General features: G+C 54.8%; 12 protein-coding genes. 6 read left to right on the top strand and 6 right to left on the bottom strand.

All coding sequences use genetic code 11. The annotated features are described in order from the left end of the window. Positions 1 to 37 precede the first annotated feature (37 nt). The gene (hemL, locus tag G163CM_RS13730) at positions 38 to 1,318 is read right to left on the bottom strand and encodes a glutamate-1-semialdehyde 2,1-aminomutase (RefSeq protein ID WP_231825341.1); all 1,281 of its coding nucleotides are present in this window, start codon (positions 1,316 to 1,318) and stop codon (positions 38 to 40) included. A gap of 183 nt (positions 1,319 to 1,501) precedes the next feature. On the opposite strand from hemL, the gene clcA reads away from it, so the two are divergent. The 3 genes from clcA (at position 1,502) to G163CM_RS13715 (ending at position 3,926) form a co-directional block, all read left to right on the top strand. After that, positions 1,502 to 2,920: a H(+)/Cl(-) exchange transporter ClcA gene (gene clcA, locus G163CM_RS13725; protein ID WP_231825340.1), complete on the top strand. Its 1,419-nt coding sequence runs from the start codon at positions 1,502 to 1,504 to the stop codon at positions 2,918 to 2,920. Positions 2,921 to 3,001: 81 nt separating this feature from the next. Further along, positions 3,002 to 3,346, top strand: coding sequence for an iron-sulfur cluster insertion protein ErpA (gene erpA / locus G163CM_RS13720; protein ID WP_015965859.1), 345 nt, complete (start codon positions 3,002 to 3,004; stop codon positions 3,344 to 3,346). 145 nt (positions 3,347 to 3,491) lie between these two features. Beyond that, positions 3,492 to 3,926: a DUF3617 domain-containing protein gene (locus G163CM_RS13715; RefSeq protein ID WP_420851087.1), complete on the top strand. Its 435-nt coding sequence runs from the start codon at positions 3,492 to 3,494 to the stop codon at positions 3,924 to 3,926. Positions 3,927 to 3,967: 41 nt separating this feature from the next. On the opposite strand, the gene G163CM_RS13710 is transcribed toward G163CM_RS13715, so the two are convergent. The 3 genes from G163CM_RS13710 to mtnN are packed head-to-tail and all read right to left on the bottom strand — an operon-like array spanning position 3,968 to position 6,099. Continuing rightward, positions 3,968 to 4,591, bottom strand: a complete 624-nt coding sequence (locus G163CM_RS13710; protein WP_231825339.1) for a TRIC cation channel family protein — start codon at positions 4,589 to 4,591, stop codon at positions 3,968 to 3,970. Positions 4,592 to 4,607: 16 nt separating this feature from the next. Continuing rightward, a complete protein-coding gene (btuF, locus tag G163CM_RS13705) occupies positions 4,608 to 5,408 on the bottom strand; it encodes a vitamin B12 ABC transporter substrate-binding protein BtuF (protein ID WP_231825338.1) in 801 nt (266 codons plus the stop codon). Next, positions 5,401 to 6,099, bottom strand: coding sequence for a 5'-methylthioadenosine/S-adenosylhomocysteine nucleosidase (mtnN, locus tag G163CM_RS13700; RefSeq protein ID WP_231825337.1), 699 nt, complete (start codon positions 6,097 to 6,099; stop codon positions 5,401 to 5,403). Before mtnN ends, btuF begins: the two co-directional genes overlap by 8 nt. A gap of 83 nt (positions 6,100 to 6,182) precedes the next feature. Here mtnN and dgt point away from each other — a divergent pair, with 83 nt between their 5' ends. From dgt to cdaR, 3 genes are all read left to right on the top strand, one after another. After that, positions 6,183 to 7,697 carry a dGTPase gene (dgt, locus tag G163CM_RS13695; RefSeq protein ID WP_015965854.1) on the top strand — a complete coding sequence of 505 codons (1,515 nt, stop codon included), beginning with the start codon at positions 6,183 to 6,185 and terminating at the stop codon, positions 7,695 to 7,697. 135 nt (positions 7,698 to 7,832) lie between these two features. Next, positions 7,833 to 9,266 (top strand): serine endoprotease DegP, encoded by a 1,434-nt coding sequence (gene degP / locus G163CM_RS13690; protein ID WP_231825336.1) that lies wholly within the window; start codon positions 7,833 to 7,835, stop codon positions 9,264 to 9,266. Positions 9,267 to 9,425: 159 nt separating this feature from the next. Then, positions 9,426 to 10,583 carry a DNA-binding transcriptional regulator CdaR gene (cdaR, locus tag G163CM_RS13685; RefSeq protein ID WP_015965852.1) on the top strand — a complete coding sequence of 386 codons (1,158 nt, stop codon included), beginning with the start codon at positions 9,426 to 9,428 and terminating at the stop codon, positions 10,581 to 10,583. Between the two features lie 146 nt (positions 10,584 to 10,729). Here cdaR and G163CM_RS13680 read toward each other — a convergent pair whose 3' ends face one another. Next, positions 10,730 to 11,119, bottom strand: a complete 390-nt coding sequence (locus tag G163CM_RS13680) for a DUF3461 family protein (protein WP_015965851.1) — start codon at positions 11,117 to 11,119, stop codon at positions 10,730 to 10,732. Positions 11,120 to 11,227: 108 nt separating this feature from the next. After that, positions 11,228 to 12,052, bottom strand: coding sequence for a 2,3,4,5-tetrahydropyridine-2,6-dicarboxylate N-succinyltransferase (dapD, locus tag G163CM_RS13675; RefSeq protein ID WP_231825335.1), 825 nt, complete (start codon positions 12,050 to 12,052; stop codon positions 11,228 to 11,230). Between the last annotated feature and the right edge of the window lie 20 nt (positions 12,053 to 12,072).

Genomic DNA, 12,072 nt, shown 5'->3' with positions numbered 1-12,072 from the left:
GCCGGGTAAGGCGAAGCCGCCACCCGGCGAAACCAACTTACAGCTGTGCAAACACCTTACGCGCCGCATCAATGGTTTTATTGATATCTTCCGGCGTGTGTGCCACGGACATAAAGCCCGCTTCAAACGCCGACGGCGCCAGGTAAATCCCTTCGTCCAGCATCAGGTGGAAGAAACGCTTGAAGCGCTCCACGTCGCACTTCAGAACGTCCTGATAGCAGGTCACCGTTTTCGCGTCGGTGAAGAAAATCCCGAACATGCCGCCAACGTGGTTAACCACCAGAGGAATGCCCGTCTCTTCAGCGGCTTCCAGTAAACCTTCAGCTAACTGGGTCGTGAGCTCGTCTAAGGTTTCGTGCACGCCCGGCTGCGCCACCTGGGTCAGACATGCGTAGCCGGCGGCCATTGCAATCGGGTTACCGGAAAGCGTACCCGCCTGATAAACCGGGCCGGTTGGTGCCAGCGCGTCCATCACATCGCGGCGTCCGCCGAATGCGCCCACCGGCATGCCGCCGCCGATGATTTTACCAAGGCAGGTCAGATCCGGCACGACGTCATAGTAAGACTGTGCGCCCGCCAGAGCGACGCGGAAGCCGGTCATCACTTCATCGATGATCAGCAGCGCGCCAAATTCATCGCACAGGGCGCGCAGGCCAGGCAGGAATTCTGGCAGCGGCGGTACACAGTTCATGTTGCCCGCAACCGGCTCCACGATGATACAGGCGATCTCCTGCGGGAACTGCTCGAACGCCTCGCGCACGGAGGCGAGATCGTTATAGGTGCAGGTCAGCGTGTGTTTGGCGAAATCCGCCGGAACGCCTGGGGAATTTGGCTGGCCGAGGGTCAGCGCGCCGGAACCGGCTTTCACCAGCAGGTGGTCGGCATGGCCGTGGTAGCAACCTTCGAATTTGATGATTTTATCGCGGCCCGTGAAGCCACGCGCCAGACGAATGGCGCTCATGGTCGCTTCCGTACCCGAGTTCACCATACGTACCATGTCCATGGTCGGCACCAGTTCGGTTACCAGCTCCGCCATTTTCACTTCCATTTCGGTTGGCGCGCCGAAGCTCAGACCACGCTCGGCAGCTTCAATCACCGCATTACGGATGGTGGGGTTATTGTGGCCCAGCACCATCGGGCCCCAGGAGCCGACGTAATCCACGTAGGCTTTGCCATCCGCATCATACAGGTAAGCCCCGTCCGCACGTTCGATAAACAGCGGTGTGCCACCCACGCCGGTGAAGGCGCGTACCGGTGAGTTGACGCCGCCGGGAATAAGTTTTCGCGCTGCGTTGTAGAGGTTTTCCGATTTGCTCATGAAACGGCTCCTGATTCGGGGGAGGAAAATGATTAACGGGCTATTCTAATTATTCCAGGAAGGTTATGAAAGTTTTGCCGAAATGAAACACCTGGCGATTCAGGGGAATTTTTACGCGACGAGGGGCGAGAGGCCCGCTAGAATGCCCCCTTCGGATTTGTATTACCAATTAATGATAAGCAGATGAAAGCAGATTCTTCCTCTTTTGAGTCACAGCAAGTCGCGCGCTTACGTCGTGGCGATACGATACGGCGGTTGTTGAACCGCGATAAAACGCCGTTAAAAATTCTGTTGATGGCCGCGCTGGTCGGCACCGTCGCGGGTTTCGTTGGCGTGGCGTTCGAAAAAGCGGTGAACTGGGTGTCGAACCTTCGGATGGCGTCGATCGCCCACGTTGCGGATCACTGGTTTATCGTCTGGCCGCTGGCTTTTATTCTTTCCGGGCTGCTGGCGATGGTGGGCTACCTGCTGGTGCGCCGCTTCGCGCCGGAGGCGGGCGGCTCCGGTATCCCCGAAATCGAGGGCGCGCTGGAAGAGTTGCGTCCGGTGCGCTGGTGGCGGGTGCTGCCGGTGAAATTCATCGGCGGGATGGGGACGCTTGGGGCCGGGATGGTACTCGGGCGCGAAGGGCCGACGGTGCAAATCGGCGGTAATATCGGGCGCATGATTGGCGATATCTTCCGTATGCGCAGCGCCGAAGCGCGTCACACCCTGCTGGCAACCGGCGCGGCGGCGGGGCTGTCGGCGGCGTTTAACGCTCCGCTGGCGGGCATTCTGTTCATCATTGAAGAGATGCGCTCGCAGTTCCGCTATAACCTGGTTTCGATTAAAGCGGTGTTTACCGGCGTCATTATGTCGAGCATCGTGTTCCGCATCTTTAACGGCGAAACGCCGGTGATTGAAGTGGGGAAACTGACCAATGCACCGGTGAACACGCTGTGGCTTTATCTGGTACTGGGGATGATTTTTGGCATCGTCGGCCCCATTTTCAATACGCTGGTGTTGAGAACGCAGGATATGTTCCAGCGCATTCACGGCGGCGAAATCAAAAAGTGGGTGTTGATCGGCGGCCTGATTGGCGGGCTGTGCGGCGTGCTTGGGTTGATTGAACCGGCGGCGGCGGGCGGGGGTTTTAACCTGATTCCGATTGCGGCTGCGGGTAACTACAGCGTAGGTTTGCTGCTGTTTATCTTTGTCGCGCGCGTGCTGACCACGCTGCTTTGCTTCTCCTCCGGTGCGCCGGGCGGGATTTTCGCCCCAATGCTGGCGCTGGGCACGCTGCTGGGCACCGCGTTCGGTATGGCGGCAATGAATATGTTTCCGGGCTACCATCTGGAAGCGGGCACGTTTGCTATCGCAGGCATGGGCGCTTTGATGGCGGCATCGGTGCGCGCGCCGCTCACCGGGATTGTGCTGGTGCTGGAGATGACCGACAATTATCAGCTCATTTTGCCAATGATTATTACCTGCTTAGGTGCCACGCTATTAGCGCAGTTCCTGGGCGGCAAGCCGCTCTACGCCACGATCCTGGCGCGAACGCTGGCGAAACAGGAAGCGGATCAGGCGGCAAAGGCCCAGCAAGCGGCCGGGCAGAATACTTGAATGAATTACCAGGGTATTAGATAATGACCAAAAGAATCGGGTTATTATTTGCCCAGATTACAGTATTAATGGGAGCAAAAAATGAGTGATGAAGTCGTGCTGCCGCTGGAGTTTACCGACGCCGCAGCCTCTAAAGTAAAAGACCTGATTGCGGATGAAGACAATCCGAATATGAAACTGCGTGTGTATATCACCGGTGGTGGTTGCAGCGGTTTCCAGTATGGCTTCACCTTTGACGATCAGATCAACGAAGGCGATATGACCATCGAGAAACAGGGCGTGGGCCTGGTGGTTGACCCGATGAGCCTGCAATATCTGGTTGGCGGTTCTGTTGATTACACCGAAGGTCTGGAAGGTTCGCGTTTCATCGTGACCAACCCGAACGCCACCAGCACCTGCGGCTGCGGTTCTTCGTTCAGTATCTGATACTCGCCGGGCTATCCGGCCTGGGGAAATAATACCGCTCTACAGAAGCGGTAAATATAAAAAGCCTGAATACCTTTGGTGTTCGGGCTTTGTTTTTATGGCTAATAACACGGAATGTAACTTTTTAATATTAAAGGACTTAATTATGAAATACGTTAAATTAGCGGCTATTTTGGCATTTACTCTGGCGGCTTCACACAGCGCAATGGCTCTTGATATTCAGCCTGGTGAATGGGTCATGGAAAGTCAGGGGACGGCTATCCATATGTGCTATACGGAAAAAATGGCCGAAGATTCAAAAAAAATCGCCAAAGGTTTTGAGACCACCGCGGAAGGTTGCACCACCAAATTTACCGAAAGTACCGATACCTTACTGGTAAACGAAACCACCTGTAATAAGCCAGACAGCAAAATGCACACCGTGGTTGAGACGAAGAAAATCAGCGATACCGAGTTCCATATGTCCATGAAGATGGATCTCGATAACGGTGGCCAGAAGATGAGTACCAGCAGCGAAACCGTGCAGAAATTTGTCGGAAAAGAGTGCTCAGAAGCGTCGAAAGGGAAGGCGCAGAAGTAATTCTCAGGCCCGATGGCGTTGCGCCATCGGGCTTCATCACATCACTTCCCCGGCTCGTCCAGGGCAAAGGTCGGCAGCTTCAGATGCCAGTGAATCGCCGCCAGACGAATCACCAGCGTCACCACCATACCAATCATACTGGCGCTCTCCAGTGGAACGTTGAAGGTATAAAACGCCGTGGCGTGGACGATGCCGCCGATGATACAGGCGGTGGCGTATATTTCCGTTCGCAGGATCATCGGCACTTCGCGCGCCAGCACATCCCGGATAATCCCGCCCCCGACGCCCGTAATCACCCCCATGCAAACGGCGACCAGCGGCCCGGTTTCGGCAAGAAACGCTTTATTCACACCGATACCGACAAACACCGCGAGGCCGACGGCATCCAGCACCGGTAATACCCACTTTGGCAGGCGGCGCGGTTGACGCACCAGCACGATAGTGAGCATACAGGTGACCATCGCCACCACCAGGTCTGTAGGATCTTTTACCCAAAAGACCGGGCCGTGATCGAGCGCCATGTCGCGGATTGTTCCGCCGCCGACGGCGGTGACCACGCCCAGCACCAGTACGCCAAACGGGTCCATACGCAGCTTTCCGGCGAGTAGAACGCCGGAAACGGCAAATACCATTGTGCCAAGAATATCCAGCCAGTAGACGAGCATATCCTGAGTTAACCTATCAATTAACCTGCGCCAGGGCAGTACAGAGTTGTTTCGCGGCGAGGATAATACGTGGGCTTGCACGTTCAAACCAGTCGCTATTGAGAGGAATCACCGGGATTGTGAGCTGACTGCCCCAATACTGCTCGATTTTCGGAATTTGACTCGCGCCACCGGCCACCACAATCGCCTGTGGCTGGCGGGTGAGTACCTGTTCGCGGCTCACCTGTGGCCAGGGAACGCGGCTGTCGGCGAAGATATTTTCACCGCCGCAAATCTCCAGCACCTGGTTCTGAATGGCTGCTTTGTTGCTGGTAAAGATAGGATTGAAACCGAACTGCAGGAATACCCGTTTTTTGGGCTGATTTGCATAGCGGGCTTTCAGTTCAGCGTAGTCGCGCAGCAGCTGGCTGGCGGCCTGTTCGGCTTTTTCGGGGTGTGGGCTCCACCGGGCGATTTTGCGCAGCGTAGCGGCAATGCTTTCCACCGTATGGTTGTCTATCCATACGACTTTAATGCCCAATGAACTCAACTGGTTAACCTGTCGCTCGGCGTTACCTTCTCGCCAGGCAAGCACCACGTCGGGCTTTAGCGCCACGATGCGTTCGAGGTTAATTCCCTGCCACGAGGCGACCTGTTCAATACTTTTCGCCGCGTCCGGGTAGTCGGAATAGCTGCTGACGCCAATTGGGGTGATCCCGGCAGCAAAGGCCAGTTCGGTATTAGCAGGAGAGAGAGTAATCACCCGCGGCGCGGCGCAAAGCCACGCCGGGGCAACAAGTGCGAGGGCGAGAAGCCCTTTAAGCAGCGACTTAACCACGCGCCAGCTTCTGCACCAGGGTTTCCACCATCAGGGTGGATTGTTTTGCTGCAACCGCCAGGAACTCGTCAAAGCTCAGGTGAGACTGCTGGTCAGCGACGTCAGAGATCGCGCGAACCACCACGAACGGGACGTTAAAGTTGTGGCAGACGTGCGCGATGGCAGTCGCTTCCATCTCAACGGCCACTGCCTGCGGGAAGTTGTGACGGATCTTCGCCAGGCCTACGGAGCCGTTGATGAAGGCGTCGCCGCTGACGATCAGGCCACGTACCGCATTCAGATTTAATGCTTTAATGCACTCTTGCGCCGCAGAGATCAGTTTTTCGTCAGCCTTAAAACCTGCCGGGCAGCCCGGAAGCTGACCAAATTCGTAGCCAAACGCCGTGACGTCTGCATCGTGATAGCGCGCTTCATCAGAAACCACGATATCGCCCACTTTCAGTGTCGGCGCCAGGCCACCCGCAGAACCGGTATTGATAATCACGTCCGGCTGGCAACGTTCCAGCAGCAGGGTTGCACCCATCGCGGCAGCGACTTTACCGATACCGGATTTCAGTAACGCGACATCCACCCCGTTAAGCTGACCAGTATAAATTTCACTTCCGCCGATGGAGAGAGTTTCACGTTTTTCGATTTTGTCACGCAGCAGCGTAACTTCTTCTTCCATTGCGCCAATGATGCCGATTTTCATAGATTTACTCGCGATATGCCCTATTTGGATGCATAGTCTACCATGGGGTTCAGGGGAAGCGCATTTCTCGCGATGGAGAGGCTATGGCTAAGATTGATTTTCGCAACAAGATTAACTGGGGCCGGCGTTATCGCTCGCCAGAAGGCGTCAGCTCTGAGCATGAAATTCTGCAAATATTCGAAAGCGATCGCGGGCGCATTATTAACTCCCCGGCGATTCGTCGTTTGCAGCAGAAAACCCAGGTTTTCCCGCTGGAGCGTAACGCGGCCGTGCGCACGCGTCTGACCCACTCGCTGGAAGTGCAGCAGGTGGGGCGTTACATCGCAAAAGAAGTACTCAGCCGTCTGAAAGAGAAAAAGCTGTTAGCCGCTTATGGGCTGGATGAGCTGACCGGGCCGTTCGAAAGCATCGTGGAGATGGCATGCCTGATGCACGACATTGGTAACCCGCCGTTTGGTCATTTTGGCGAAGCGGCAATCAACGACTGGTTCCGCCAACGACTGGTTCCGGCGGATGCCACCCAGCAGCCGCTGAGTCACGATCGCTGCGTGGTCGCCACGCTGCGTTTGCAAGAAGGCGATGAGGCGCTAAACGAATTGCGTCGCAAAGTGCGCCAGGATCTTTGCCATTTTGAGGGCAATGCGCAGGGAATTCGCATGGTGCATACCTTAATGCGTATGAATCTTACGTGGGCACAGGTCGGTTGTATTCTGAAATATACTCGCCCCGCCTGGTGGGCCAGCGATGTTCCCGCAAGCCACAGCTATTTAATGAAAAAACCTGGCTATTATTTGTCCGAAGAACACTATATTGCGCGCTTACGTAAAGAACTGGATTTAGCCCCTTACAATCGTTTCCCCTTAACCTGGATTATGGAGGCGGCGGATGATATCTCCTATTGCGTGGCGGATCTTGAAGACGCGGTAGAAAAACGTATCTTTAGCGTCGAGCAGCTTTATCAACATTTACATGATGCCTGGCCTGAACATGGGAAAGGTTCTCTGTTCGCGCAGGTGGTCGAAAATGCCTGGGATAAATCGCGTTCCAATTCATTAAGTCGCAGCACGGTCGATCAGTTCTTTATGTATTTGCGCGTCAATACGTTAAATAAACTGGTGCCGTTTGCCGCCCAGCGCTTTATTGATAATCTGCCGGATATCTATCGTGGTGACTTTAACCATGCGCTGCTGGAAGATGAAAGTGATTATAGCCAGTTGTTAGATCTCTATAAAAAAGTTGCTATAAAACATGTGTTTAGTCATTCAGATGTCGAGATGCTTGAGCTTCAGGGTTACCGGGTGATTAGCGGATTGCTGGAAATCTATTCTCCGCTGTTGAAATTATCGCAAACTGACTTCACGTTGTTGGTTGAGAAAGAGCGCATCGTGTCGCTGCCGATTGAATCACGCCTGTTCCAGAAACTCTCGCGTAACCATCGACTGGCGTATATCGAGGCCGTAAATAAAGTCTCGCGTGACACAGCAGAATTCCCGGTGATGGAATACTATTATCGCTGTCGCCTGATTCAGGACTATATCAGCGGGATGACCGATCTATATGCATGGGATGAATATCGTCGTCTGATGGCGGTGGAATAATCACGAGTTTTGTAAAGATGGACAATAAATTTTTACTTTTTCCAGCGCCTTAAGCGCGGAACTTCGCGTCAGAATATGACTCTGATAGTCACGTACACAGCAACTTTGCATAATCTGAAATTGAGATTGAAACACATGAAAAAAACCACGTTAGCAATGAGTGCACTGGCTCTTAGTTTAAGTTTGGCATTGTCTCCGTTGTCCGCTAGCGCGGCTGAGACGGCTTCATCCGCCACGACCGCACAGCAAATGCCAAGCCTGGCGCCAATGCTGGAAAAAGTGATGCCGTCCGTAGTCAGTATCAACGTTGAAGGCAGCACGACCGTGAACACCCCGCGCATGGGGCGTAACTTCCAGCAGTTCTTCGGCGATAACTCGCCGTTCTGCCAGGACGGTTCCCCGTTCCAGAACTCTCCGTTCTGCCAGGGCGGTGGGGCTGACGGCGGCCAGGGCGGCGGTCAGCAGCAAAAATTCCAGGCGCTGGGTTCTGGCGTCGTGATTGACGCGGCGAAAGGCTACGTCGTTACCAACAACCACGTGGTGGATAACGCCACCACCATTAAAGTACAGCTCAGCGATGGGCGTAAATTTGATGCCAAAGTGGTCGGCAAAGATCCGCGTTCCGATATTGCGCTGATCCAGATTCAGGATCCGAAAAACCTGACCGCAATTAAGATGGCAGACTCCGACGCACTGCGCGTGGGTGACTATACCGTCGCTATCGGTAACCCGTTCGGCCTGGGTGAAACCGTAACCTCGGGTATCGTTTCTGCGCTGGGTCGTAGCGGCCTGAACGTTGAAAACTATGAAAACTTTATCCAGACCGATGCGGCGATTAACCGGGGTAACTCCGGCGGCGCGCTGGTGAACCTGAACGGTGAACTGATCGGTATCAACACCGCGATTCTGGCACCGGACGGCGGTAACATCGGTATCGGCTTCGCTATCCCGAGCAACATGGTGAAAAACCTGACCTCGCAGATGGTGGAATTCGGTCAGGTGAAACGCGGTGAGCTGGGTATTATGGGGACCGAGCTGAACTCCGAACTGGCGAAAGCGATGAAGGTTGACGCACAACGCGGCGCGTTTGTAAGCCAGGTGATGCCGAACTCTTCCGCCGCGAAAGCGGGGATTAAAGCCGGTGATGTGATTACCTCCCTGAACGGTAAACAAATTAGCAGCTTCGCGGCGCTGCGTGCGCAGGTTGGCACCATGCCAATCGGCAGCAAAATCAGCCTCGGCCTGCTGCGTGACGGCAAACCGGTGACCGTGAGCCTGGAATTGCAACAGAGCAGCCAGAATCAGGTTGATTCCAGCTCCATCTTCAGCGGCATCGAAGGGGCGGAAATGAGCAATAAAGGCCAGGATAAAGGCGTGGTGGTGAATACGGTGAAAGCCGGTTCCCCTGCTGCACAGATTGGCCTGAAAAAAGGTGACGTGATTGTGGGCGCGAACCAGCAGGCGGTGAAAAACATCGCTGAGCTGCGTAAAATCCTCGACAGCAAACCGTCCGTACTGGCGCTGAACATTCAGCGTGGCGATAGCTCTATCTACCTGTTGATGCAGTAATCCTCTCAACCAACCCTTTCCCTGTCCTGGGGAAAGGGTTTTCTCATTGTTCTGTGAAGCCTTCCACAACTCCATATTTCTCACCCTGGCTTTGTGCATTTGCACAGTGCGACGGTTAGCCATCTTCCTTATGCTGTAACCTGCTCACAGGAGGATTACATGGCTGGCTGGCATCTTGATACCAAAATGGCGCAGGATATCGTGGCGCGAACCATGCGCATTATCGACACCAACATTAACGTCATGGACGCCCGTGGTCGCATCATCGGCAGCGGCGATCGCGAGCGTATTGGTGAATTGCACGAAGGCGCGCTGTTGGTGCTTTCTCAGGGCAGGGTGGTGGACATTGATGATGCGGTCGCCAGGCATCTGCACGGCGTGCGCCAGGGGATCAACCTGCCGCTGCGACTGGAGGGCGAGATTGTTGGCGTCATCGGCCTTACCGGTGAACCGGAGACGCTGCGTAAATATGGCGAACTGGTCTGTATGACCGCCGAAATGATGCTCGAGCAGTCGCGTCTGATGCATCTTTTGGCGCAGGATAGCCGCCTGCGTGAAGAGCTGGTCATGAACCTGATTCAGGCGGAAGAGAATACGCCAGCATTAACCGAATGGGCGCAACGTCTGGGTATCGATTTAAACCAGCCGCGCGTGGTGGCGGTGGTGGAAGTGGACAGCGGGCAGCTTGGCGTGGATAGCGCGATGGCCGAACTTCAACAGCTGCAAAATGCGCTGACGACGCCCGAGCGCAACAACCTGATTGCGATCGTTTCGCTGACTGAAATGGTGGTGCTGAAACCGGCGCTGAACCAGTTTGGTCGCTGGGATGCAGAAGATCATCGTAAACGCGTCGAGCAGCTTATCGCGCGGATGAAAGAGAATGGACAGCTGCGTTTTCGCGTCTCGCTGGGGAACTATTTCACCGGGCCGGGCAGCATTGCGCGTTCTTACCGTACGGCGCGCACTACCATGATGGTGGGAAAACAGCGCATGCCGGAAAGCCGCAGCTACTTTTATCAGGATCTCATGCTGCCGGTACTGCTCGACAGCCTGCGCGGCGGCTGGCAGGCGAATGAGCTGGCCCGCCCGTTAACGCGGTTGAAAGCGATGGATAACAACGGATTACTCCGGCGTACGCTGGCGGCGTGGTTCCGCCATAACGTGCAGCCGCTCGCGACATCCAAGGCGCTGTTTATTCACCGTAATACGCTGGAGTATCGTCTGAACCGCATCTCGGAATTAACGGGGCTGGATTTGAGTAATTTTGACGATAGGTTGTTGCTGTATGTGGCGTTGCAGCTGGATGAGCAGCCGTAGCTGTAGCCATTGCCTGATGGCGCTTCGCTTATCAGGCCTACGATCCGTCCCGTATGCCGGATAAGGCGCAGCCGCCACCCGGCATAAATCCGCATTCTCACCGTAGGCCGGGTAAGGCGAAGCCGCCACCCGGCACGTTCAGCGGATTATTTATTCCGCGTCAGTTTTTCCAGATCCGCTTCAATCTCGCTGATCTTATTGGTCACCACCGACTCAAGATGACGCAGATCGTCCAGGATCTTACGCTTCAGATCCACCTCGGTGCGATCGCGCTGGCAAATCTGGTCCAGCTCATCAATCACATAGCGCAGGTTAGGGCTGATCTCCTGCACCTCTTTATAACCCTGCCCAACGCCGTCAGCAGCAACGGTTTTGCGCTGGCGTGGATACTTAAACTTCACGCTCTTGGCGAAAAACTCACCTTTATCCTTCTGAAAGTAGATTTTCAGGATATCGTTGTTGGCTTCCTGCCGGAGGCTGTAACGATCGATTTCATCAGGATTGGTAATGCCCAAACTTTTCAGATTATCGTACATAGCGGTACCCTTGCTGTAATTTACCTATTGAATAATCAGTGAAAAAATCGTTTTTCGCCAGTTTGGAACGAAAAAAAAGCGGGGTCGCCCCCGCTTTTTCTCTCTGCCTTAGTCGATAGTCCGCAGCAGTTCGTTGATGCCCACTTTACCGCGAGTTTTGGCGTCCACTTTCTTCACGATGACCGCGCAGTACAGGCTGTATTTGCCATCTTTAGACGGCAGGTTGCCGGAGACGACAACGGAGCCCGCCGGAACGCGACCATAGAAGACTTCGCCGGTTTCGCGGTCGTAGATTTTGGTGCTCTGGCCCAGGTATACGCCCATGGAGATAACAGAGCCTTCTTCAACAATCACGCCTTCAACCACTTCAGAGCGTGCGCCGATGAAGCAGTTGTCTTCGATGATGGTCGGGTTGGCCTGCAGCGGTTCCAGGACGCCGCCGATGCCGACGCCGCCGGACAGGTGGACGTTTTTACCGATTTGCGCGCAGGAGCCAACGGTTGCCCAGGTGTCAACCATGGAGCCTTCGTCAACGTAGGCACCGATGTTAACGTAAGACGGCATCAGTACGGTGTTACGCGCGATGTACGCGCCCTGACGAACGGCCGCTGGCGGAACCACGCGGAAGCCTTCTTTCTGGAAACGCGCTTCGTCGTAGTCGGCGAATTTCATCGGCACTTTATCGAAGTAGCGGCTTTCCGCACCATCGATAACCTGGTTATCGTTAATACGGAAAGAGAGCAGAACCGCTTTCTTCAACCACTGGTGAGTGACCCACTGGCCGTCAATTTTTTCAGCGACACGCAGCGCGCCGGAATCCAGTAAGGCGATAACCTGGTTTACCGCTTCGCGGGTTACGGTGTCGACATTGTTTGGGGTAATGTCGGCGCGACGCTCGAAAGCGGACTCAATAACGTTCTGTAATTGCTGCATTGTTACTCTTTCCATCTGTG

The organism is Pseudocitrobacter corydidari, assembly GCF_021172065.1.
GTDB classification, from domain to species: domain Bacteria; phylum Pseudomonadota; class Gammaproteobacteria; order Enterobacterales; family Enterobacteriaceae; genus Pseudocitrobacter; species Pseudocitrobacter corydidari.
The sequence above is the reverse complement of the archived record's forward strand: the minus strand, read 5'-3'. Positions and strand labels throughout refer to the sequence as shown.